This is a genomic window from Varibaculum vaginae, from assembly GCF_900604285.1.
Taxonomy (GTDB): domain Bacteria; phylum Actinomycetota; class Actinomycetes; order Actinomycetales; family Actinomycetaceae; genus Varibaculum; species Varibaculum vaginae.
Genome location: NZ_UWNY01000001.1, coordinates 700,232 through 723,204, shown reverse-complemented (window position 1 = coordinate 723,204; position 22,973 = coordinate 700,232). Strand labels below are relative to the sequence as shown.

The 22,973-nt window shown below is 52.1% G+C and carries 19 protein-coding genes and 1 pseudogene; 4 read left to right on the top strand and 16 right to left on the bottom strand.

The features are described 5' to 3' along the window. Positions 1–21: 21 nt before the first annotated feature. Complete coding sequence (locus EFB02_RS03100; RefSeq protein WP_234992709.1) at positions 22–999, bottom strand: sugar-binding transcriptional regulator; 978 nt, start codon at positions 997–999, stop codon at positions 22–24. A gap of 229 nt (positions 1,000–1,228) precedes the next feature. Continuing rightward, positions 1,229–2,401: an SHIRT domain-containing protein gene (locus EFB02_RS03095; protein WP_122820135.1), complete on the bottom strand. Its 1,173-nt coding sequence runs from the start codon at positions 2,399–2,401 to the stop codon at positions 1,229–1,231. 246 nt (positions 2,402–2,647) lie between these two features. On the opposite strand from EFB02_RS03095, the gene EFB02_RS03090 reads away from it, so the two are divergent. Then, entirely contained in the window at positions 2,648–3,625 is a 978-nt protein-coding gene (locus tag EFB02_RS03090; protein WP_234992708.1) for an aldo/keto reductase, read from the top strand. Between the two features lie 181 nt (positions 3,626–3,806). Here EFB02_RS03090 and iolD read toward each other — a convergent pair whose 3' ends face one another. Genes iolD through iolC form a run of 4 tightly spaced genes read right to left on the bottom strand, consistent with a single transcriptional unit; the run spans position 3,807 to position 8,473 of the window. After that, on the bottom strand, positions 3,807–5,708 hold the full coding sequence (iolD, locus tag EFB02_RS03085) for a 3D-(3,5/4)-trihydroxycyclohexane-1,2-dione acylhydrolase (decyclizing) (protein WP_122820133.1): 1,902 nt from the start codon (positions 5,706–5,708) through the stop codon (positions 3,807–3,809). A gap of 2 nt (positions 5,709–5,710) precedes the next feature. Further along, a complete protein-coding gene (gene iolB / locus EFB02_RS03080; RefSeq protein WP_122820132.1) occupies positions 5,711–6,601 on the bottom strand; it encodes a 5-deoxy-glucuronate isomerase in 891 nt (296 codons plus the stop codon). After that, on the bottom strand, positions 6,598–7,488 hold the full coding sequence (locus EFB02_RS03075; protein WP_122820131.1) for a Cgl0159 family (beta/alpha)8-fold protein: 891 nt from the start codon (positions 7,486–7,488) through the stop codon (positions 6,598–6,600). The genes iolB and EFB02_RS03075 overlap by 4 nt, the downstream gene beginning before the upstream one ends. Positions 7,489–7,492: 4 nt before the next feature. Further along, complete coding sequence (iolC, locus tag EFB02_RS03070) at positions 7,493–8,473, bottom strand: 5-dehydro-2-deoxygluconokinase (RefSeq protein ID WP_122820633.1); 981 nt, start codon at positions 8,471–8,473, stop codon at positions 7,493–7,495. 314 nt (positions 8,474–8,787) lie between these two features. Here iolC and EFB02_RS03065 point away from each other — a divergent pair, with 314 nt between their 5' ends. After that, positions 8,788–9,528: a GntR family transcriptional regulator gene (locus EFB02_RS03065; RefSeq protein WP_122820130.1), complete on the top strand. Its 741-nt coding sequence runs from the start codon at positions 8,788–8,790 to the stop codon at positions 9,526–9,528. Between the two features lie 125 nt (positions 9,529–9,653). Beyond that, positions 9,654–10,742 (top strand): transaldolase family protein, encoded by a 1,089-nt coding sequence (locus EFB02_RS03060; RefSeq protein ID WP_122820129.1) that lies wholly within the window; start codon positions 9,654–9,656, stop codon positions 10,740–10,742. Positions 10,743–10,964: 222 nt separating this feature from the next. On the opposite strand, the gene groES is transcribed toward EFB02_RS03060, so the two are convergent. Next, positions 10,965–11,261 carry a co-chaperone GroES gene (groES, locus tag EFB02_RS03055; RefSeq protein ID WP_122820632.1) on the bottom strand — a complete coding sequence of 99 codons (297 nt, stop codon included), beginning with the start codon at positions 11,259–11,261 and terminating at the stop codon, positions 10,965–10,967. 262 nt (positions 11,262–11,523) lie between these two features. On the opposite strand from groES, the gene EFB02_RS03050 reads away from it, so the two are divergent. Beyond that, positions 11,524–12,813: a class I SAM-dependent methyltransferase gene (locus tag EFB02_RS03050; protein ID WP_160115362.1), complete on the top strand. Its 1,290-nt coding sequence runs from the start codon at positions 11,524–11,526 to the stop codon at positions 12,811–12,813. Positions 12,814–13,386: 573 nt separating this feature from the next. Here the strand turns inward: EFB02_RS03050 and tsaD are convergent. The 9 genes and pseudogenes from tsaD to EFB02_RS03005 all read right to left on the bottom strand — a co-directional run. Next, positions 13,387–14,433 (bottom strand): annotated as a pseudogene (gene tsaD / locus EFB02_RS03045) (tRNA (adenosine(37)-N6)-threonylcarbamoyltransferase complex transferase subunit TsaD); the annotation flags it as partial. 218 nt (positions 14,434–14,651) lie between these two features. After that, positions 14,652–15,413: a succinate dehydrogenase/fumarate reductase iron-sulfur subunit gene (locus EFB02_RS03040; RefSeq protein ID WP_122820126.1), complete on the bottom strand. Its 762-nt coding sequence runs from the start codon at positions 15,411–15,413 to the stop codon at positions 14,652–14,654. Next, complete coding sequence (locus EFB02_RS03035) at positions 15,410–17,395, bottom strand: fumarate reductase/succinate dehydrogenase flavoprotein subunit (RefSeq protein ID WP_122820125.1); 1,986 nt, start codon at positions 17,393–17,395, stop codon at positions 15,410–15,412. Before EFB02_RS03035 ends, EFB02_RS03040 begins: the two co-directional genes overlap by 4 nt. An 18-nt stretch (positions 17,396–17,413) precedes the next feature. Continuing rightward, positions 17,414–18,172 carry a succinate dehydrogenase cytochrome b subunit gene (locus EFB02_RS03030; RefSeq protein WP_234992707.1) on the bottom strand — a complete coding sequence of 253 codons (759 nt, stop codon included), beginning with the start codon at positions 18,170–18,172 and terminating at the stop codon, positions 17,414–17,416. A 242-nt stretch (positions 18,173–18,414) separates the two neighbouring features. Continuing rightward, positions 18,415–18,900 carry a ribosomal protein S18-alanine N-acetyltransferase gene (gene rimI, locus EFB02_RS03025; RefSeq protein ID WP_122820123.1) on the bottom strand — a complete coding sequence of 162 codons (486 nt, stop codon included), beginning with the start codon at positions 18,898–18,900 and terminating at the stop codon, positions 18,415–18,417. A 4-nt stretch (positions 18,901–18,904) separates the two neighbouring features. After that, on the bottom strand, positions 18,905–19,600 hold the full coding sequence (tsaB, locus tag EFB02_RS03020) for a tRNA (adenosine(37)-N6)-threonylcarbamoyltransferase complex dimerization subunit type 1 TsaB (protein WP_122820122.1): 696 nt from the start codon (positions 19,598–19,600) through the stop codon (positions 18,905–18,907). Between the two features lie 8 nt (positions 19,601–19,608). Continuing rightward, positions 19,609–20,151, bottom strand: a complete 543-nt coding sequence (gene tsaE, locus EFB02_RS03015) for a tRNA (adenosine(37)-N6)-threonylcarbamoyltransferase complex ATPase subunit type 1 TsaE (protein WP_122820121.1) — start codon at positions 20,149–20,151, stop codon at positions 19,609–19,611. A gap of 8 nt (positions 20,152–20,159) precedes the next feature. Next, a complete protein-coding gene (alr, locus tag EFB02_RS03010; RefSeq protein WP_122820120.1) occupies positions 20,160–21,323 on the bottom strand; it encodes an alanine racemase in 1,164 nt (387 codons plus the stop codon). 12 nt (positions 21,324–21,335) lie between these two features. Next, positions 21,336–22,958, bottom strand: a complete 1,623-nt coding sequence (locus EFB02_RS03005; protein WP_122820119.1) for a bifunctional ADP-dependent NAD(P)H-hydrate dehydratase/NAD(P)H-hydrate epimerase — start codon at positions 22,956–22,958, stop codon at positions 21,336–21,338. Positions 22,959–22,973: the final 15 nt, after the last annotated feature.

Below are 22,973 nucleotides of genomic sequence, written 5' to 3'. Positions count from 1 at the left end.
GGCACATATGTGCCATTTTGCCTATTTGCCTTGTTTCTTTTTCGTCAAGGCGTGTAGCTTTCGTGCCGTTACCGTGTCTATAACTAACCGGTTAGCATAACCACGTAGCAATGCCGCATAGACTGCTTGCAACTTATCGGATCCTCCTGCTACCAGGATCTTTTGCTCGTTATGCCGTAAATCCGGCAAAGAAATTCCCAAAGTGCGGTTGTTAAGATCCGGCAGACAGACCCTGCCGTCTTCATCGATGAAGTGCGCACATACTTCCCCCACCGAATGCTCGATCAAGAATTCTCTTTCGTCCTCGTTAATGAGCGGACTATGCAACAGAGTTGCCACGGAACTAACTGAGCCGACCGAATAAAGCACGATACGTGCTCGGCGCGCAAGTTCCATAACCCTACTGACACTCTCTTCTCGTTCAATTGCTAGCTTCGCACCTGCCGATTCCAACACGATTGGATGCCCTATCATGTACACCTTGGCCTGCAGAGATTCTCGTAACTCCCGGAAACTGGTTAGAGTGGATAAATCCATGGACGGCATCCTTAGATTGCCACCGACCTGGACTACATCGACCCGCTGTAAAGATTGCCGCTGTAAGCTCGCAGTCAATGCCTGAATGGTTCGAGACCAGTAAACTCCAACGGCGTCTCCATCACGCACCATCCCCATAAAAAGCTCTGCCCCCGCCTGTCCCAGAGCCTTGCGAATATCAATGTCGCGTCTTCTAGGTGGAGACACTAAACGTACCTCGTCAAGTGAAAAAGCAGACCGTAAAGAATCGATGAGCTCTCTGTCTTGCTCTCGTGGATCATCTATTCGAATTTTCACGAACCCGCGCGCCTTCGCATGAGTGAGCAATTTGGAAACATTTGGTCGTGAAACATGCAGTACATTAGCGATTTCACTCTGAGATAGGCCGCTATAGTAGAGCTTTGCCACATCCAGGGATTGATGATCCCTGCGGGTCATTCCCAAGCGATCTTTTTTCACCATGAGACTATCTAATCAGTCTGGAGTCTAGTCTGAGGAAATCTGAAAATCGGCCTTTCAGAAAATACAGTTACAAAGTTTTCAAGAAATAAACGTTACACTCCTCGGGGTGAAGCTATCGTCAGGCGTTAAGCTAATCAGAAATGCTGCAGCAGCTCCAACACAAGCCGCATTAAACGCTTCGCAGCGGTACCACATACACCCGCCCTACAGCCAAAACCTCATACTCGCGTTACGCCCGGCGCCGTAGCAGCACCAGCGCACCTAGAATACTGCTGGTTCCTGCAATCAACAGCAGCAGTAGGGGCGAGGCGCCGGTATTTCCCATTTCTTCTCTAGGGCTAGCTTTCGGCGTGGGAGTTTTTTCCGAATCAGCAGGTTTAACCTTACTGGTGGTAACCAATTTCTCCCAGGTACCAGTAAAGGTAACATCAGCGTCGACAATCATGGCTTGCTGAGGTGACCAGCCTTTGAAGGTCCAGGTGGTTTCGGTCTCGGTTCCGTTAGCCTCTACCGATTCTTTAACCACCTTCTGTTTGAGATCAGCCGGGGTTACGGTGTCACCTTCAGCGGCAGTTACGACGCTGGGCAGCAACTTCATCACGCTAGCGGGGAGGCTGAATCCGTCAGCAGCCGCGAACTTTTTCGGCTCTTTCTTTACCATGGTCAAGGTCACCGAATCACCAATATCGTTGAACTGTAGCGGCATCCCCGCGTAGAAATAATCCATAGCCATCTTGCCGGTAACCGTGGGGTCAGTCATCGAAAAGGTTTTACCCGGCACCAAGTTAGATTGCTTGACATAAAACGCCTGCGGAGGGGTGGTGAGTTTCAGCTCCGTCGGCTGGTTATCAGCCTTGTCCAGGTCTGCACCGGTAACTTTACTTCCGTCCTCATGTGTCAACGCGAAATGAGCGGTGAATTTCCCGGTAGCCGGGTCATAGGAGGCGGTTTGGCAACGCCTAATATCGCCGAACTTGGTGTCAGGGTTCTGTTTTGCCATCTCCGCTTGCACCACCGCACAATTTACTAAGTCCGGATTTGAGCTGACCACATCGGTGTAAATAGTAAAAGAAATATCCCACTCGCCGCTGAAAGTCTTTGCTTTCCAACGCGTAGCACTAAAGCCGTTCCTGAGCATCCACCCAAGCTTGAAAACTCTGAAGCTGTTCCAGACGCCCTTCATATCCAGGGTGCCGCGATAGGCAATCTGATAAGCGTTACTCTCCTCATCACCTTTTGCCACATCATATAGCAGCTCATTCTCACTGGTAACCAACCCGGAACCATCGGTAGAATAGGCGTCGCTACCAACTGTAATCGGAACATTCGTGGGAGCTGCATGCGCGGGAACCGCATCCCCCCCAACATCGCCAAAATAACCGCAAACGCAACTAGCGGCCATAGCAAAGCAGATTTGATAGATTTACCGATTATTTTTTGAGGGAGGTCATAATAAACAACTCTCCAACATCAGAAAACAAAAACCATTAGAAACTCTAATGCCATTGCTTGGGGGATTCAAACCCGCGGCGTACCTTACATATATTGAGCGCGAGGGCGGTGTGGTGCCTCATTTAGTTTGAGCGCGAAAACACCTATAGCGCATCCTATTATCCCCACCGCCCCTAACCAGCGATCATCTAGTATCATGCCAATTGACAGCGCAATTGCTTTAGGAGGAAGAATGTATCAGGTAAAAGGCACGGAGCTTTCCGTTTTTGAGTTGGTTTTAGGAGCCAATACTTTCGGTTGGACCAGCGATAAAGCTGATTCTTTCGCGGTAATGGATGCTTACTGTGAAGCGGGCGGAAACTTTATCGACACTGCCGATGTTTATTCTGCCTGGGGTGAAGGGCTTAAAGGTGGCGAATCCGAGGGGGTAATCGGAAATTGGTTAACCGAACGCAAACACCGTGATCAGGTAGTAATCGCAACTAAGGTCAGCCAGCATCCGGATTTTCCCGGTCTAGCTCCGGCAAATATTAAGGCCGCTTGCGAGGCTTCCTTAAAACGGCTAAAAACCGATTACATCGATCTCTACTATGCACATTTCGATGATAATAAAACCCCAATAGCTGAGATGGCTGCCGCGTTTGATTCCCTGGTAAAAGAAGGGAAGATTCGCTACGTGGCCATGTCTAACTTTTCCCCCGAACGGATGCGGGAATGGTTCCAGGTGGCCACAGACGCGAATTTGGCAAAACCAGTAGCGATTCAAAATCAATACAACCTGCTATATCGTAAACAGTTCGAGAAGGACTATTCTCCAATTTGTGCGGATTTCGGAGTTGCCGAGTTCAGTTACTTCTCACTGGCTTCCGGATTCTTAACCGGGAAATACCGTAAAGCAGAAGACCTTGCGGGTAAAGAACGCAGTGATTTCTTATCTGAATACAACCGTCCAGAATCTTTTGCACTGGTAGATGCCTTGGTGAAGGTGGCTGAGGAGATTGGATCTACCCCCACCACAGTTTCCCTCGCCTGGCTGCGCTCCAAGGGTGTAGCTGCTCCGATTGCCTCTGCACGTAATCCCCAGCAGCTAAAGGATCTAGTGGCTTCCGCTAGTTTGAGCCTTCCGACGGCAGCGATTGCGACTCTAGACGAAAAATCACAACCTTTCGCCTAGAGAATTTCCTAGAACTATAGGCACCGCCAGCGGCGCACAGAACCAAAATCTAGGAGTTTTTAAGCGGCATTATTGCGGACAATAACAAAAAACTTTCGGGGCGGGGAAATAAATCCCCGCCCCGAAAGTTTTGGGCGCTAACCCAACTCATTCACTATCAAATTTTCAAGAGAGCCTTCAATTACTGTTTCCAGTAGTGACGCTGATCCTTCACCGCTTCCTCGTATTCTTTACGAGCCTGCTGTGTAGATTCGATGCGAGAAACTTCTGCCACAGCTACGTCCCAGTAAGAACAATTCGGCGGGTTCGGTCCAAACAGGTCAGTTTCAATGTGAATCATCACGGCCCGCTCAGATTTCTCCGCCTGACGGTAGGCATCGCGGAACTCTTCAATAGTGTGTACCTTCAACACTTTCAAACCCCAAGATTCCGCATTTTTAGCGATATCTACTGGCAATAGCTGCCCATCCTGGTTATGGGGGTTGCCGGCACCCATCCGGTAGCGAGTACCGAAACGCTGAGATCCGCGCGACTCCGAAAGCGCTCCAATCGAAGAGAACCCATAGTTTTGCAGTAAAACATAAATGACTTTGATATTTTCCTGCACCACGGTGGCCAATTCCATCGGCAACATCTGGTAGGTACCATCGCCGACAATCGCAACCACTTCCGAATCCGGTAATGCCATCTTGACTCCCATAGCTGCTGGGATCTCGTATCCCATGCAGCTAAAGGCGTACTCTACGTGGTATTGCACTGGAGTCTTTGCCTGCCATAGGCACTGCAAGTCACCTGGCATCGACCCAGCGGCATTAATCACCACATCGTTATCGCCCATCATGTCATTAAGCGCCCCGAAAACCTCGGTTTGCGCGGGTAGCTTTTGGTCATGCGAGCCGTAGCACTCGGCGGTCTTTTCGAACCAATCCTGACGTTCCTTAGCGATTTCCTGGCTATAAGCCTCGTCAACTCGATAATCGGCAAGTGCTTCTTTCAAAGCAGACAGCGCCAATTTGGCATCAGCCACCACCATCTCACCCGCGTGTTTAGCCGCATCAAAGGCCTTCACATTAATGTTCACAAAACGCACGTCCGGGTTCTTGAACTGGGTATGGGAAGCAGTAGTGAAGTCGGAGTAACGAGTACCCACCCCGATAACCACATCAGCTTTATCCGCCAAATGGTTCGCACTATTAGCACCGGTAGAACCCACGCCACCCACAGCGCATTCATGGTCGAAGTTAATGGCACCCTTACCCGCCTGAGTGTCGGAAACGGGAATCCCGGTGGCGCTGGCCAAATCACGTAGCTCCTGGGAGGCTTCCGCATATATCGTTCCGCCACCAGAGACAATCAATGGACGCTTCGCGGACTTAATAATCGCAGCTGCCCGTGCCATCTCGGTTTCCGAGACTGCCGGACGACGCACGTGCCAAACCCGTTTAGCAAACATTTCTACGGGCCAGTCGAAGGCTTCAGCCTGTACGTCCTGCGGCATCGCCAATACCACTGCCCCGGTTTCTGCCGGGTCAGTCAGAACACGCATCGCGTTCATTAGGGAGGGCATTAGCTGTTCCGGACGGTTAATCCGATCGAAGAAACGCGACACACAGCGGAACGCGTCATTAACCGTCACGTCCAATGAACGCGGATCTTCCAACTGCTGAAGCACCGGATCGGGGTACCGGGTAGCAAACTGGTCGGAGGGCAGCAGTAATACTGGCACCCGGTTAGTGGTAGCCAACGCCGCACCGGTAACCATATTCAAGGCGCCCGGCCCAATCGAGGTGGTAACCGCTAGTGTCTGCAAACGATTCTTGGCTTTAGCGTAAGCTGCAGCCGCGTGTACCGCACCTTGCTCGTTGCGAGGCATGTAGTATTCCATCACGCCCCCGTCGGGGGTGGAATCTAGTTCGTTTTGCAGCAACGCCTGCCCGATGCCACACACGTTTCCGTGTCCGAAAATCCCGAAAGTACCCGGAATGAGGCGGTATTCTTTACCGTCACGCTCAGAATACTGGTTGATTAAGAAGCGGATTGTCGCCTGAGCAGTAGTTAGACGAACAGTCTCAAATTTTGCCATCCTTAGTCCTCCTTGATGGTGGCATTGGTCATGGGTAGGCGGGGGTCAGCGTCGCCGCCACCCCAATCTTCGGTGAGCCAGACATAGTCCGGGTCGACAGTCACTAGCCAAGTCGCGTCCTCGGCCGGACCAGCCATTACATTCAAATAATACAGGTGGTATCCGGGAGCAGCTACCGACGGGCCATGCCAACCGTGCGGCATTACTACTACGTCCCCGCTGTGCACCTCAGCACATACATCAATAGTGTGTCCCTTAGAGGGGTAAATGCGTTGCAACGCCATCCCAGTAGTGCCGTTTGCGGCCGGTTTTACCTGGTAGTAATAGATCTCTTCCAGAATTCGTTCGGTTTCAGAATGCTCATCATGTTTATGGGGAGGATACGAAGACCAGTTACCACCAGGAGTGATTACCTCGGTGACCAGCATATGGTCTACCTCTACTGGATTGCCCATGGTGTAGTTATGGACTTCCCGAGTACAGTCTCCCTTACCGCGAATCATGGAAATAACTTCGTCTTTGGGGCAGTACCGCAGCGGTTTCGCATTCTTAGCCAGCGAGCTGGGCAAAGCAAAGCGTCCACCTTTTTCACTGCTCACAGTAAAAGTGGTGTCAATCGGCACGTACAGGTAATCGGTGATTTCACTCCAGATATCCTTACGACCTTTAATATCGAATTCTTCACCGTTTACCGTAACCGTGCAGCCACCCTCCAAGGGTAAAACCAACAGTTCGTTATTCCCGGTTTTAACCTCTTGACTGGCTCCGGCTGGCAGATTCAAGACTTTCAGTCCCGAGAATTCCCATCCGGCTTTTTCCGGGGTCAAATCCAACTCGAACTGGCCGTTCTTTAGCTGTCCATCGCGGAATAAATAATTTTCGTTATCACTCATAGCAAACCTACCGTCTCATCTACGGCCTGCGCCACGTCACCGCAGGCCGGGAATAATAGTGAACGACCGATGACTAACCCCAAGACATTGGGCAGCTGTAAAGCTTTACCCCATGACTCCATGGCGGCATCGGGATCCTTAGATACTTCTCCCCCTAGGATCAAAGAGGGAAGGGTGGCGGCTTCCATAACGCGCTCCATCTCGGATACACAGGGAAGTTTCAGCCAGGTGTAGGCGCTAGTACGTCCCAACCCGGCTGCAATCGCCATTGACTTTATGACGGCGTCAGCAGTAAGGATGTTACTGACCTTTTCGGCAGGCCCCTGAGAAATAAACGGCTCAACCATTGCCATTAGTTTCCGCTCGGCCAGCTCGTCTATCGCTTGCGCAGTGGCCTGCAAAGTAGCGACAGTTCCCGCATCTTCATAGTTAATCCGGGTCAACATTTTACCCCCGGCTAAACCGGCGTCTTCTACGCCCTGGGCATCATAGCAGTTGAAACGGTCATCCATTCCGAAGGTAGCCCCCGCTAGCCCGGCACGGTTCATCGACCCGAAAACTACTTTATTATCGAGGGCACCCAGCAATGCCAGATCCTCAATCATATCGGCGGTTCCCAAGAAACCGTTTACTCCTGGCCTAGACAGTGCCTCAACACAGCGCGCCAGCAGTTCTTCCCGGTCTGCCATCGCGCTAGGATCATCTCCTGCCGCTAACGCCCCTCGTGCGGGGTGATCACAGGCAATAACCATTAATTTGCCGGGGGCGCCATCTTTGCTTTGCAACGCTTCTTTTAAAGTAGGGCGCGGCCGATTATGCAGAGTTTCTGCAATCTTTTCAGGTTCAAAAGTACGTATCTCAGACAATTTTGCGATTAGTTTACCCATGATGCTACCTCTTTGTGACGATTGGGGCGGACTGAGGATTCCGGGAAATCATATCTAAGATTTCTGGTTCAGAGGGCATAGCCGTGGAGCATTCCAGCCGGGAACTCACGATTGCCCCCGCAGTGGAAGCCGCGGAAATTACCTGCGGTAAATCCCAACCCGAGAGTAACCCATGGCAAAGGGATCCCCCGAAGGAATCACCCGCGCCCAAACCGTTAGTAACTTTCACCGGAGTCACTGGAACCTCTATCCGTTCCTCCTTGGTCTTACAGAGAGTACCCAGTGGCCCCTGCTTTACCACCGCAATTTCCACTCCCCGTTCTAATAGGGCGTCGGCCGCACGATCCGGCTCGGTTTCCCCGACTGCAATACGACACTCTTCTTTATTGCCGACTGCCACTGTGACTTTTTCTAGCATCCGTTCCACTTCCCGGTGAGCCGTCTCCTCGTCACTCCAGAACGTAGCCCGGTAATCCAAGTCAGCGATTGTCCATTTGCCTTTATCTCCCAGATTGCGCTGATCTAAAGCATAGTGGTGAGCACTACGCGAGGGCTCTTCGGATAGGCCGGTCACGGAAATCCAAAATATTCTCGCATCCCTAACCGCATCCACAGGAATATCTTCTTTACGTAACTGCAGATCAGGAGCAGATGGCTCGCGGTAAAAGTAGAGGGGAAAATCATCCGGCGGGAAAATCTCACAGAAAGTCACCGGGGTAGCAAAGTTTGGATTATCAACAACATAGCTGTCGTAAACACCTAGAGAACGCATCTCTGAACGTACAAATTTACCAAAAGGATCGGTACCCACTCCGGTAATAATCGCAGAAGAATGGCGTAGCTTCGCCGCCGCTACCGCCACATTCATCGGGCTTCCCCCCAGGAATTTTCCGAATTGTTCTACCTTTTCTAGCCCTACTCCGGTTTGCAGTGGGTAGATATCCACTCCCGAACGCCCGATAGTGAGCACATCCACCGCGGGCATTTTAAAACTATTCACAGCAGAGTTCCCCCTTTTTGTTTGTTGGTGACTACATTGTCAGCACCAGCCGCAGACATCACCGCCCACCTTTGGCACTTTGTGCTTACATTTTAGCAAAGATTTGAGTTGGGGGGAAGCATAAAATAATAAAAGCACCCTAGACAGCCAACAAACCCAACGTTTCATCTACCAAAATTCAGCTTCACTCGTTGCTCTTCCAGAATTTTGATAACTTTAGAAAGATTCCACATATTGTCATGCTTATATGACATTGAGCGCTATAATTATTTGAACACCCTGTTTGGAAGGAGCTAACGATGGCAACCCCCAAAACTTACGTAACAGATATCGACCTGGACCACGACTCCCCAATCCCCCTATATCACCAAATTTCCGAACCCATTAAGAAGCTAATCCTGGACGGAACCATTCCGGCTGGCACCAAACTCGAGGACGAACTATCAATGGCATCACGCCTAGGGGTATCCCGCCCCACCGCCCGCCGCGCCCTCCAATCCTTGGTTGAACTCCGTTTAGTAGTGCGCAAACGCGCAGTCGGCACCATTGTTGCTCCTAAAGAAATTCATCGGCAAGTAAAACTTTCTTCCCTTTATGATGACCTCAAGCAAACCGGACAAAAGCCTACTACTAAAGTAATTTCCTACGAGGAAGTCCTCGCCGACGAGGATGTAGCCGAGGAATTGAGCCTCGAGAAAAACGCAAGAATAATCAAGGTGGTGCGCCTACGACTAGCCAACGGAGAACCCTTAGCACTTTTAACTAACTACCTGCCGCTTGAAGTAGCCCCCAGCGACAAGGAACTGCGTTCCGGAGGGCTCTACGACATGATGCGACGCCGCGGGGATGAGGTTTTTAGCGCACAACAAACTATTTCCGCCCGTAAAGCCTCTGCCGAGGAGGCCAAAACCCTGCAGGAACCGCGGGGAACAGCCATTTTGAACATGCGCCGTATTTCCTACAACCAATCTGGAACCCCCATCGAAATCGGAGACCACGTTTACCGCGCCTCCCGCTACAAATTCACCATTAGCCTTTAGTGCTGTAGCTCACACACACTTTGCCCTATTGTCCTGTCAAAGTCTTGACGCCAGCGACATTAGCCCTTATCCTGGAGGAGAACCGGCGTCGAAGACGGTAATTAAAGAATAACTAAGGAGATTCAATGACCGAGATTAAAATGACCCCCGGTCCCCTGCTAGATGCAGCCAAGAATTCCAAGACCGCCCTGTGGAACGATTCCTCTGATTTAGAGGAACTTCGTCAGGCGATCTCTTGGGGCACAGTGGGCGCGACCTGCAATCCAACCATCGCTTACACCACCATTTCCAAGCACCTGGACATTTGGGCTCCTCGCATTAAGAAAATTGCCGAAAATATGCCCACCGCTACCGAGTCGGAAATCGGTTGGCAAGCTGTCAAAGACATGTCGGTTGAGGCAGCTAAGCTGCTAGTGCCGGCATTTGAAGCCTCAAATGGCCGCAATGGCCGTCTCTCGGTGCAGACCGATCCGGCTAACTACCGCAACGCCAAAGCCCTGGCCGACCAGGCGGTGGAATTCTCCGAAATGGCTCCTAACATCGTAGTAAAGGTACCGGCCACCAAGACCGGCCTGGAAGCGATTGAAGACGCAACCTACCGCGGCGTATCCATGAACGTGACCGTGTCTTTCTCGGTTCCCCAAGCGGTTCGCTCCGGTGAAGCCATTGAACGTGGCCTCAAGCGCCGCGAAGCCGAAGGAAAAGACGTTTCCACCATGGGACCGGTTGTAACCTTGATGGTAGGCCGCCTAGATGACTGGCTGAAGATTTGCGCTAACCGCGACAAACTGGTTCTCAACCCCGGTCACCTCGAATGGGGCGGAATCGCTGCTTTCAAGAAAGCTGCTGCTGAATTCGAGAAACGGGGTCTACGCTCCCGGATGCTAGCTGCCGCCTTCCGTAACACCATGCAGTACACCGAACTGGTTGGTGGCGACGTAGTGATTTCTCCGCCGTTTGCTTGGTCAAAGCGAATCCAAGAGTCCGACTACCAGTTTGAACCGCGCTTTGACAATCCGGTATCCGAGGAAGTCATGGAGACCCTGATGAAGGTGGAAGACTTCCGTCGTGCCTATGAAGTCGACGGCATGACTGAAGAAGAGTTTGACACCTTCGGTCCGACGGTACGTACTCTCCGCGGATTCCTCAAGTCCAACACGGATCTGCAGGAACTAGTACGCGACGTTATTTTGCCGGCGCCGAAAGAAAAATAGTTCAGCGTTGCTAAATGACAACTAGATAGTTTTTAAAAGCCGGGGGCGAAATGATTTCGCCCCCGGCTTTTTGTACCAACTTATCGCTTCCATAGCTAAACAGTTTGGCATACTCCAAAGATGCTAGGGATAAAAAAGGCGGGGTCAGACTTTCTGACCCCGCCAATCACTTTACGGCTATTTTCCCAGGCGATTTAACCCACCTGAGCAGCGCTCTAGTACCTAGCGCTCGACCTTTGCCAAAATATCACGCGCGGATAGAATCAAGTATTCTTCTCCGCCATACTTTACCTCGGTGCCACCGTACTTGGAATAAATCACGCTATCGCCCTCAGCGACATCCATCGGTACCCGGTTACCTTGATCATCAATGCGACCCGGTCCCACTGCGATTACTTTGCCTTCCTGCGGCTTTTCCTTGGCAGCGTCGGGGATAACCAGACCGGAAGCGGTCTTTTGCTCCGCCTCTGCCTGCTGAATCACGACGCGATCTTCTAACGGCTTAATGGAGACTGACACTGCAGACCTCCCTTTCTTTTTCCAAAATTTTCGGTTTTTGTACCGGATCTTTGACGTCGCGGGTTGCCAGATTTCCGGTTCAGTCTGGAGTCTTGCAACTCCAAATGCACTATTTAGCTTAGGTGTATTCTGGCACTCAATCAAGCTGAGTGCCAGTTTTCGCTTACGCCCTCCGCGAATACCTACGCGGGTAACCTTAACTGGAAATCTACTAGCTGACACATCCTCGGTTACACTAAAAATAAACAAGGGGAGAAATTTGATGATAGCAGGGAATACGCAGCTTAGCTTTAAACAGTTAAAGCAGCTAACCTCCTCCTTCCCCCCTGCGGAAGACCTGATGATTGCGGCTCTTACCACCCAGGAAGGTTGGCAGCTACTAGGAGAATACCCATGCCCGCCATCCGTTGAATCCCCAGATATTGTTAAACACCTTCGCAAGCACTACCCGGTAAGCCTGGTTTCCTCGCTACAAACCCAATGGAAACTACGGGAAAAAGCCCAAGAAAAACTAGGGGAAGTCGCGCTAACTAAACTTTTTACTCGTGACGGACTCGAACAAGCAACCCGACAAACAGTGGCCAGGGCGCGCGCTAGACGGTTTGCGACCGCCGGGGTCACCAGAATAATGGATCTCGGGTGTGGAATCGGCTCCGATTCGATGGAACTGGCTTCCCTCTGCCAAGATTTTGTAGCCGTCGATATTAGTCCAGCTGCTGCCACCTGCGCAGCAATAAATCTCTGCGAAGTGCCGAGCGCCAAAGTTTTATGCGAAAGTGCTGAAAATATCACCTCATACAAAACTCTGCCTGCACTATTCGTCGATCCTGCCCGCCGCACCGCCAAAGGACGCGTCCTCTCCCCTAATTCTTGGTCTCCATCTTTGCGAAAGGTTTTGGAGTGGGGCAAGCAAGCACCGAATTTAGCTGTGAAAATGGCACCGGGAATTGATTTGTCCTACTTGCCTGATGGCTATCACGCCCAATGGGTTAGCATTGACGGTGACCTAGTGGAGTGCACCTTGTATTCGGCGGGATTAGCCCCCGAGGGCACAGGGCGTTCTGCGCTGATTATCCATGGCAACCAAGTAGAAACATACCGCTGCGCCGCTGCCCATAATCCGGGAGAAAAGCATCTGCAGGTTCCCCCCGCAACCACCTTGGGGAATTTCTTTTTTGAGCTAGATCCTGCAATTATCCGCGCCGGAATTCTTTCACAACTATGCGAACGCATAGGAGCAGCACCAGTAGCAACCGGGATTGCCTACCTGACCGGAAACTCTCTTCCCAGCAAGTCAGATTCTTTCGCACTCAACTGCTATCAGATCGTGGATAACCTACCCTTGAAGGCCAAAGTCCTTACCTCTTACCTGCGATCCCAGCAGGCTACGCGGCTGGACGTCATAAAGCGTGGAGTCGCCCTCGATATTGCAACTTGGCGAAAAAAGATAATGCCCAAGCGAAATCGCGACTGGCAACCACACACCCTAACCGTGGCACTAACTCGAGTAGGTGACGCACACCGCTGCCTGGTGCTCAAAGCAGTTCAATAATCTTTACGCTCCGAGGAATATCTCTAAAATATGATTCCGCTAGCGCTACTACCTACGGGGCTCCACATCATCGGGTGGTTCCACTGTCACCGAGGGCTCATTAGAAGCATTCTTTTGCGCCTGCGCTCGTTCCTGTAATCGCTGCTGCGCCTGCTTGGCGTATTCAATCCCTTTTTCCACCGCCTGTCCAGCGTATTCCCGGCTTTTTTCCGCGGCCTGCTCTACATAGGGGCGAGACTTCTCTACTGCCTGTTCAACGTAAGGACGAGCCTTCTCCATGGTCTCTTCCGCATATTCGCGGCTTTTTTCCGCGGCCTGCTCTACATAGGGGCGTGACTTCTCTACTGCCTGTTCAACGTAAGGACGAGCCTTCTCCATGGTCTCTTCCGCGTATTCGCGTCCCTGCTCAACTAAAGGTTTAATCCGCTCAGCGGCCTTTTCAAATCCCGGACGCATCTGGTCAAATGATTTCGCCATATTTTCTTTCACCTTCTGGTAAATACTTTCCTCATCTACCGGTTTCTCTGGGATCGTAGCGCTTTTAGCCTGTGCTTTCCCGGTATCTGTCAGGCTGGGAGCCATATAAATCTGGGTGAGCGCCATCTGGGAATCGGGTCCAAAATCTTTAGGAGAAGGCGGCATCCCCGCCTTCACCAGTACTTCCCCAATAGCAGCAATCTGGGCACCATTGTCCGTGCAAAAACGAATCGGAGGGATCCGCACGGTAATCCCCGCCGATTCTGCGCGCTGGGCGAGCAGCTCACGTAAACGCGAGTTCGCAGAAAAACCGCCGCCTACTACAATCTCTCGACACTCAAAATCCTGAGCGGCCTGCACCGCTTTCTTAGTCAAAGAATCGTTGACAGCCTCGGAAAAACCGGCACAAATATTTTCCCGATTAACGGTTTCCCCCGCAGCCTCTAACCCCTCAATATAACGAGCAACCGCAGTTTTTAATCCAGAAAATGAGAAGTCGTAACGGTGTCGTTCCTTGTCTTTACCTGCCGCCAGCCCCCGAGGGAAGCGAATGGCTTGCTTGTCCCCTGCCTGTGCCAACCGGTCAACGTGAGGCCCTCCCGGATAGGGAGTGCCCAACAAGCGCCCTACCTTATCGAAGGCTTCCCCGGCGGCATCATCCAAGGTGCCACCCAACTCTGTGACTTCACTAGCGAGATCGCGCACCAGTACTAGGTTCGAATGCCCACCTGAACAAATCAGGCCGATAAAGGGAGGGTGAAACTCCCCTTCTACGAGGGCATCCACCGCAAGGTGTCCGATTACGTGGTTAACCCCATAAAGCGGTTTATCCAGCGCTAGCGCTAAGGCTTTCGCGGCAGATATCCCCACCGTAAGCGAGCCCACCAATCCTGGACCAGCCGCACATGCAATCGCATCCACCTCGTTTATAGACACTCCCGCCTCTTCGCAGGCAGCCTGCAAAGTAGGGAGGAAGGATTCCAGATGTGCCCGGGAAGCTATCTCGGGAATAATTCCCCCGTAACGGGCATGTTCATCCATGGAGGTGGCAGTACGATCTGCGAGTAATTTCCCCCCACGCACCAACGCAACGCCGGTTTCATCGCAGGTAGATTCGATTCCCATGATTAGCGGTTCACTCATAGTCTTATTTTACTCACACCCCGGATTCTCAACCTAACGATATTTTCCTGAACTGGAATGATACCTCTCGATAAAACTACACATCCTCGCTTTAAACTGGGGTGTTACTCTCAAAATCACAATATTTAGATAAACATATGGAAGGCGGGCTCGGAGAATAATCTCCGAACCCGCCTTGGCCATGCAAAAGAACGGCTAATTCACTTTTCGCTGCAGATTTAAACTCCAGCGAGGACAGCTTTGCCGAGCTGCCGGTTCAATACTGCGATAAAGTCCAGCGGAACCTGCTTGGGGCAGACTGCTGCGCATTCCCCAAAGTTGGTGCATCCGCCAAACCCTTCAGCCCCCATCCGGTTAAGCATCTGAGTAACCCGTCGTAGGTTCTCGGGTTTACCTTGCGGCAAGAGACCCAAATGAGTCACTTTCGCAGAAGTAAATAGCATCGCCGAACCGTTCGGGCAGGCTGCCACGCAAGCCCCACACCCGATGCAGGCTGCGGCCTCGAAAGCCCGATCCGCATCCTTCTTGGGAACTGGAGTGGCATGGGCATCCGGAGCTGCACCGGTATTAACCGAAATGTATCCGCCCGCCTGAATAATGCGATCCAAAGCGTTCCGGTTAACCACTAGATCTTTAATGATCGGGAACGCCTTTGAGCGCCAAGGCTCGATGGTAATAGTGTCCCCGTCTTTGAAAGAACGCATATGCAGTTGGCACGTGGTGGCGTTATCTTTAGGATCCGGCGAATGATTGCCATGTGGAACCCCGTTAATTACCAGGCCGCACATACCACAGATTCCCTCGCGGCAGTCCGAGTCAAAGGCGACCGGCTCTTCCCCGCGAGCAAATAAATCCTCGTTGAGGATGTCCAGCATTTCCAGGAAAGAGGAATCCTCGCTAACTCCGTGGAGCTGATATTCGTGGATAGCTCCCTCGGCGTCTGGGCCAGCCTGACGCCAGATTCGCAAAGTGATGTTCACTTGTAGCTCCTTGTCTTGACCTCGATATTGTTGTAAATCAAATCCTCCTTGTGCAGGACAGGAGGCTGATCTTCGCCTTTCCATTCCCAAGCGGCTACATACATGAAGTTTTCATCGTCACGCATTGCCTCGCCCTCCGGAGTTTGGTGTTCTGCCCGGAAGTGACCGCCACAGGATTCTTCCCGATGCAGCGCATCTATACACATCAGCTCACCCAACTCTAGGAAGTCAGCCAAACGACCAGCGCGCTCTAGCGACTGGTTCATCTCGCCAGTCTTCTTGCCCGGGATCCGCACATTAGTCCAGAACTCCTTACGTAGTTCCCGAATCAAGCCGATAGCTTTCTTCAGCCCTTCACGGGTACGGGACATCCCGCAGTACTCCCACATAATATGACCGAGTTCTTTGTGGATAGAGTCCACCGAACGAGTGCCCTCAATCGCCATAATCCGATCGATACGCTCTTGCGCCTGCTGTTTCGCAGCCAAGACATCCGGATGATCCTGCGGTAAATCTTTCCAAGCCAAAGTATGTGCCAGATAATCATTTACCGTGTTCGGGAGAACGAAATAACCATCAGATAACCCCTGCATCAAAGCGGAGGCGCCCAAGCGGTTAGCACCGTGATCAGAGAAGTTAGCTTCCCCGCCCACATAGAGACCAGGGATAGTGGTCTCTAGGTCATAGTCAACCCAAACCCCACCCATGGTGTAGTGCACTGCCGGGTAAATCCGCATCGGAACCTCATAGGGATCGTCATCGGTAATCCGCTTGTACATATCAAACAGGTTGCCGTACTTAGCAGATACCGCATCCTTGCCCATACGTTCAATAGCATCCGCGAAATCCAAGTAAACTCCGCGAGCAACTCCGTCAATCTCGGGACCTACCCCACGCCCCTCGTCACACATGTTCTTGGCTTGCCGGGAAGCAATATCGCGCGGAACCAGGTTACCGAAAGAGGGGTAGATGCGTTCTAAGTAATAGTCACGATCTTCCTCCGGGATTTCCCGCGGGTCTTTCTTGCAATCCTCTTTCTTCTTGGGAACCCAAATACGCCCATCATTACGCAAGGATTCACTCATCAAAGTGAGTTTTGACTGCTGATCACCATGCTGCGGAATACAAGTAGGGTGAATCTGGGTGTAGCAAGGATTAGCAAAATAAGCGCCCTTACGATGAGCACGCCAAGCAGCAGTACCGTTACATCCCATGGCGTTAGTGGACAAGAAGAAAACGTTCCCATAACCCCCGGTAGCTAAAATAACAATCGAGGCAGTGAATGTTTCTAGTTCTCCAGTTTCCATATCGCGAGCCACAATCCCGCGTGCCCTACCGTCCGAAACGATGAGTTCCACCATTTCATGACGGGAGTGAGAAACTACTGTTCCCGCATTAACCTGGCGTTCAAGTGCCTGGTAGGCACCAATCAGGAGCTGCTGCCCCGTCTGCCCGCGTGCATAGAAGGTACGGGAAACCTGCACCCCACCGAAAGAACGGTTATCAAGTAGACCGCCATATTCGCGGGCAAAGGGAACTCCCTGAGCCACACATTGGTCAATAATATTGGCAGATACTTCCGCGAGCCGATAAACGTTAGTTTCCCTTGCCCGGTAGTCCCCACCCTTGACCGTGTCATAGAACAGACGGTAGTCAGAGTCATTGTCATTGCGATAGTTCTTAGCCGCGTTAATACCGCCCTGCGCCGCAATCGAGTGAGCGCGGCGAGCAGAGTCTTGGTAGAAGAAAGCATCAACGTGGTAGCCCATTTCGCCCAGCGAAGCGGCAGCGGCGCCGCCAGCCAAACCAGTACCAACTACGATAATTTTAATTTTACGACGGTTAGCCGGGTTAACCAGCGCCGCATTGAACTGGCGCTGTTTCCAACATTTCTCAATCGGCACGTCTAAGGGTGCCTTCTGGTCAGCAATCGGTTCGCCAATGGTGTAAAGACCATCAACCAGTTTTTCTTGTTCAGTCATTTTCGCATCCTTCCCTAACTAACACGCCACCGGAGCGGGGTTGGTGATTACCAAATAAAGCGGGGGGATGGCGAACATGGCGAACAGTAGTAGCCCCACAATCCCGGAGACATAAACGGTCGCCTTATGCGTGTTTTCCCGAATCCAACCCATAGTTTGCAGGGCGGACCATACGCCGTGCCCCACGTGCAGAGCCACAATCGCCACCGCACCCAGGTAAATTATCAGCGTCCACCAGTTAGCTGGTGAGAACGTGGTTACCATCATGTTCCAGGGGGCAACCGGAATCATCTCCCCATCTACCTCACAGGTAGCAGAGCTATAGGCATCAGCTGCACCAATCTGCACCCACTTAGTGGTGAAGTGGAAAATATGGAACAAGATAAACAGCACTAGCAGCACCGATCCGACACGTACGGTTCGGGTCGCATAGTTGTTAACCACGTTCTGTTTGACTACGTACTTTTCACTGCCTCGTCCCATACTGGCGCGATACCAGAGATAAAAGGCGCAGATCATATGGATTAGGACGCATGCGAGCAGCGCTACGCGCAAGATCCAAAGCAGACCTTCATAAGGCAGGATAGGGGCACCAAAGACCCGCAAGTGGTGGGCATAACCATTATAGGCATCCGCCCCCGCCAGAATCTTCAGGTTGCCGTAGGAATGCATTAACACAAACAGTACAAAGAACATGCCGGTAACGGCCATGCACTGTTTCGCGAAGACCAGGGTGTTCCAGCTTCGCCTCTTCTGAATTTCTTTTGTATTGGCCACGTTTCTCAGGCTAACCCACAGGTTTTTACAGAGTTAGGATTTTAGGTCTATACGGGTATAAAAAGGGAAAATATAAAAAATATTTTTAACTTTTAAGCTATGTTTACCTGCAGAAATGCGCGAATTCTCTGAAACCGTAAAGGAAGACAACAAAGTAACTATTTTTTATTGACAGCGGAAATATCCCAGGATTTTTTCAGCAATTGGGAAAGGTTAAAGTTTCAAAATACCGTTTACGGTGGTCACGAGGATATTATTTCTGTCCCAACCGGGCCAGGAGAGGGAGCCGCTAAACGCTTGCGCATGATTAAAGCATCTTCGCGGGGGTGGGAATAATAGCCGCGCCGCACACTTAATGACGTAAAGCCGAATTGCAGGTAAAGGTTAATCGCCGCCTGGTTGGAATTGCGCACCTCTAGAAACATTTCGGTTGCTCCCCGCTGTCTTGCCTCGGCAAACCCAGATTTTAAGAGAACGGATCCCAGTCCTAGACGACGTTTAGCAGGCAACACTGCCAAAGAGTGCAACTCGGATTCTGGGACTAAGACCTCCAGTAGAGCCGCACCCACCAACTCCTTTTCCTCCCAGATACCTAAAGCCAGGCCGTAACGGGCAGTCAAAATTTGTTGCAGCTGGGTGGCATTAAAACTTTCTGTCCCAAAACAGGATTGTTCCAGGGAAAGCAAGGCGGGTACGTCCTCAACCCCTAAAGGAACGCAACCACTCACAACACTATTTTACTTGGCTCGGAGGCTGCACGTCTGGGCGCCGTAAATACAGAGGAGAAATTGTGTCTGGCAGCTCATCAACTGATTTCCTGGCCAGACGTGTCTGCGCAATCCGGCCTAACACCGCTGCCTCCACTTCGGTGGGGAAACCGGGATTTAACGCAAATTCCTGGGGATACAGAGCTGCTCCTGCCCCGGCTACAATCAATCCCGGTTTAGCCGCCCGATTCGCAAATACTGCCGGTCGGCCCACCTCCGGCCCCCACAGGCAGCAAACATCATCCGGACCGTCCGCACGATACTCGGCACAGTAAACCTCTTTGCGACGTGCATCGGTGGCCACGAATACTTCCTGAGTAGGTGGCACCAGATCTAACACTGCTCGCGCCAGGGCGTCTAAGGAACTAATCCCAATCACTGGAACTTGGAGCGCAAAACCGATAGTACGGGCAGTTACCAGCCCGGCCCGTAAACCAGTAAAGGGAGCCGGGCCGCGCCCAACCGCTACCGCTTCGATACCAGCTTTCGCGAGGGCGCACCCGCAAGCCTCCTGTACGACCTCACTTACCAGTTCCGAGAGGTGTTCGGCATGAGAACGCGAGTCCTGGTTGGAGTGGCTAGCCAAAACCTGTGTCTTGGCTTCACTATCCCAAAGGGCAACAGAAGCTCCCAAAGAAGTATCAATACATAGAATCCGCATGTTTTTACCTACTTTTCTTCTTTTTCCTCAAACGCGGAAAACACCGACCCCCATTCCGTTCCTTCCCAACGCTCTCCGAGGGGACGGATAGTAATCGTACGTTCACCATCATCCATTTCCGCCAGGTCTACTACCCCATTAATATTGGTAGCTACCCCTCCGTGTTCCCGGTGAATCTCAATTTCCAGGCGATCAGCCGACAACTGCTCGGTTTTACCCTCACCCCATTCGACGACTGTAATCGCCTCATCTAAAGTGGAATCCAGATCTAGGGTTTCCAAATCCGATAAATCTTTAATCCGATAGGCATCGGCATGAATCAGATCTGCGCCCCCCACCAGGGAAGGATGTACCCGGGCAACAATAAAAGTCGGAGAAGACACCCGCCCCTTGACCTGTAGGCCAATCCCAATTCCCTGAGTAAAAGTAGTTTTCCCGGCTCCTAGTCCCCCGGAAAGCATCACTAAATCGCCGGGACGCAGCTGAACGGCTAATTCCTGCCCGACTAGACGTGTCTGGTCAGGTGAGTTAACGGTAATAGTAATCGGCACGTTTCCTCCTAAATATAGACCCGCGGCACCCGAGGATTAAGGTCAGTAACAATTGTATAGTTTATGGTTTCGGCTGCCTTAGCCCAATCATCAGCAGTAGGTTCACCTTGAGAACCATCTCCCCATAAGCGCACGGTAGCCCCCACCGGTAACGGCGGGTTCCCATCCTTGCCGCACCCTAAATCCACCATAAACTGATCCATACATATCCGCCCCACCTGTGGGTATCTTTCCCCATTGGCAGCTACCCAGATTTTTCCGGAAGCATGCCGGTCAATCCCGTCTGCGTATCCAAGAGGCACAATCCCGATATAGGTATCGTGAGGCGCAACCCAGGTACCGCCATAGGAAACTGGATGCCCCGCGGGAAGTTTCTTTACGCTAATCAAATCAGCTTCCAACCTCATAATTGGCGTTAGCTGTAAGCTGGCGGTCGTGGCTCGAGATGGATTCGGGGTGAGGCCGTACATGGCGATTCCATAACGAGCCAGATCGAAATGCGCCGGGGGATGCCAAAGTAGTCCCGAAGAAGCCGAAAGGTGGCGAACGAGCCCAGTAAATCCCCGCCGTTCAGCGGCTTCACATGCCATTTGGAAGTCTGCAAGCTGTTTTACAGTCGCCTGTTCCCCCACCCCATTTTCATCTCCGCGCGCCAAATGTGACCAGATCCCGCTAACTTCCACTGTTCCCTCGTCGGCTGCCATCTCCGCCGCCGACAACAAAGGAGCTAAGTTTTTAGGCAATGCGCCCTCGCGTCCCATTCCGGTATCCACCGCCAGGTGAACCCGGGCTTTTTTACCCGCTGCTCGGGCAGCACTGGCGACGCGCAAAAGAGTTTCAGCATTAGAAACCGCAATATCGAGATTAGCTTTAATCGCAGTTTCTAGATCTGCGTCGGGACTGAAAATCCAGGTAAAAATACGTGCTGCGGGAAAATCTTTAAGTGCCTGCCGTAGCTGCAGGGCTTCTGCTAGCTGTGCCACCCCGAACCATTTCACTCCGAACTCGAGGGCGGCGCGAGCGATCTGTGCTCCCCCATGCCCGTAGGCGTTAGCTTTTACAACCGCCATCACCTGAATATTTGGATTACATTTTCGCAGTTCTTGCAGGTTTTTCCCGAGTGCGGAGCGGTCGATAATCGCGCGAGCCGGAAAATCAGTATTCATGCTCATGACTATACCGCTCTATGCTTGCTCCAAAGCATAGGCAATAGCCTGCGGAATCTGGCGGGCAATATCGGTAGCTACTATCGGGGCCCCCAAAGATACCCCCCTGGACGGATCGTCTGTGGTAAACGGTAGTCCCGCAGCTTTCCGGGCGGCCATGGCATGAACCCAAACAGCGGAGGCAACCGCTGCTGATACCTGAGAGGGAGACAGCTGATGCCCGGTTTGCTCCGCCCGCGCCTGGTGTTGCGCCATCACCGCCCCTACTATTCCCGCCAATACATCACCCGAGCCAGCAGTGCCCGTCCAGAAAGGTGCCCCCGTCTGACTAAACATAGCTCCCTCGGCACTCGCTATTAGGGTTACAGCTCCTTTTAGCAGCACCGTTGCCCCAGTTTTATCTGCTAAATACTGCCCCCATGCCGCTGGCGAAGCTTCCACTTCTGCCCGGCTAACCCCGCCACGTCCTCCTCCGGCTCCTAAAGCAGAAAGCAGACGGGCGGCCTCGCCTGCATGCGGCGTAAGTACCGCGCGATGAGTAAGATTTCCACCAGGAATCTGCGAGATGATTTGGGGATAAAGATCAATAGCACCCGCATCTAGTACCAAAGGAATCCCGGTGGTAGCTGCCTGCACGGCCTGGTTTACCACTTCATGTACTCGCGAATTATCTTGCGGATCAATGCCAGGACCGACCAGCAGACATTGATGCTTGCCGACACCCGAAACCGCCTCCGGGAAGCGTGAAAGAATTGCGAAAGCCGCGTCCTCGGGACCCACATAACGCACCATCCCGGCTCCGGCACGACCTGCACCCTCTACGCACATCACTCCAGTTAGGGGGAAAGAGGAGGAACCAGCCACTACCTGCACTACCCCTCGGGTATATTTATGGTCTTCAACGCCAGGTACTGGCCAAAGAGCGCCCACATCTGTTGCTTCCAAACGGGCTAGCCGCGGCTCTTTCATCTGCAAACCCAGGTCTACTAGCCGCACTTTTCCAAAATGATAGGCGGCAGGAGGCAGGAAGGAGGAAGATTTGCGTCCTCCCATAGTTACGGTCACGTCAGCGCCAAAGAAAGGACCGGGCAGACGACCATCGTCGGTGAAAATACCGGAAGGGATATCGATCGCCACCCGCAATACCTTTAATCGCCGAGATTCATATAGGCGACTAATTTCCTTTGCTACTTGCGCCAATGGCTCACGAAGTTTGCCGTTAACTCCCGTTCCTACTAAGCCATCAATCCAAACCTGAGCAGCCCGAGCGCGCCGAGCAGCCAGGCGCGCTATTTGACGGGCACTGCCAGATAAATCCACCCGCTCAATAGTTACCTCTGCTTTTTCCGCCGCTGCCAATGCTTTCTTATGGGGCTTATCAGAAAGAATTAATGCGAGGCAAGAATACCCTAGTTTCGCAAGGTAAGACAGAGCATAGAGGCAGTCTCCCCCGTTATCGCCTCCGCCAACTAAACCCAAAATTCGGGTTTCCTCAACTTTGGCTCCTCTGGCAAGCAGAAACTCAACAGTCGTGTCGCTGACTTCGCCAGCTGCCTTTTTCATCAGCGAACCTTGTGGGTGCTCAGCAACCACTTTGGCTTCAGCTTGCCGGACTGTCCGTTTCTCGAACGCCTCAATCATGCCGCCAGTTTTCCC

Excerpts from the sequence above, each read along its gene's own strand:
- iolB (WP_122820132.1), bottom strand. The coding sequence starts at position 6,601 with ATGAGTGATAACGAAAATTATTTATTCCGCGATGGACAGCTAAAGAAC.
- EFB02_RS03090 (WP_234992708.1), top strand. The coding sequence starts at position 2,648 with ATGCCAATTGACAGCGCAATTGCTTTAGGAGGAAGAATGTATCAGGTA.
- tsaB (WP_122820122.1), bottom strand. The coding sequence starts at position 19,600 with ATGCGGATTCTATGTATTGATACTTCTTTGGGAGCTTCTGTTGCCCTT.
- iolC (WP_122820633.1), bottom strand. The coding sequence starts at position 8,473 with ATGCCCGCGGTGGATGTGCTCACTATCGGGCGTTCGGGAGTGGATATC.
- EFB02_RS03100 (WP_234992709.1), bottom strand. The coding sequence starts at position 999 with ATGGTGAAAAAAGATCGCTTGGGAATGACCCGCAGGGATCATCAATCC.
- EFB02_RS03075 (WP_122820131.1), bottom strand. The coding sequence starts at position 7,488 with ATGGGTAAACTAATCGCAAAATTGTCTGAGATACGTACTTTTGAACCT.
- iolD (WP_122820133.1), bottom strand. The coding sequence starts at position 5,708 with ATGGCAAAATTTGAGACTGTTCGTCTAACTACTGCTCAGGCGACAATC.
- EFB02_RS03035 (WP_122820125.1), bottom strand. The coding sequence starts at position 17,395 with ATGACTGAACAAGAAAAACTGGTTGATGGTCTTTACACCATTGGCGAA.
- EFB02_RS03060 (WP_122820129.1), top strand. The coding sequence starts at position 9,654 with ATGACCGAGATTAAAATGACCCCCGGTCCCCTGCTAGATGCAGCCAAG.
- EFB02_RS03005 (WP_122820119.1), bottom strand. The coding sequence starts at position 22,958 with ATGATTGAGGCGTTCGAGAAACGGACAGTCCGGCAAGCTGAAGCCAAA.
- EFB02_RS03065 (WP_122820130.1), top strand. The coding sequence starts at position 8,788 with ATGGCAACCCCCAAAACTTACGTAACAGATATCGACCTGGACCACGAC.
- EFB02_RS03095 (WP_122820135.1), bottom strand. The coding sequence starts at position 2,401 with ATGGCCGCTAGTTGCGTTTGCGGTTATTTTGGCGATGTTGGGGGGGAT.
- EFB02_RS03050 (WP_160115362.1), top strand. The coding sequence starts at position 11,524 with ATGATAGCAGGGAATACGCAGCTTAGCTTTAAACAGTTAAAGCAGCTA.
- alr (WP_122820120.1), bottom strand. The coding sequence starts at position 21,323 with ATGAGCATGAATACTGATTTTCCGGCTCGCGCGATTATCGACCGCTCC.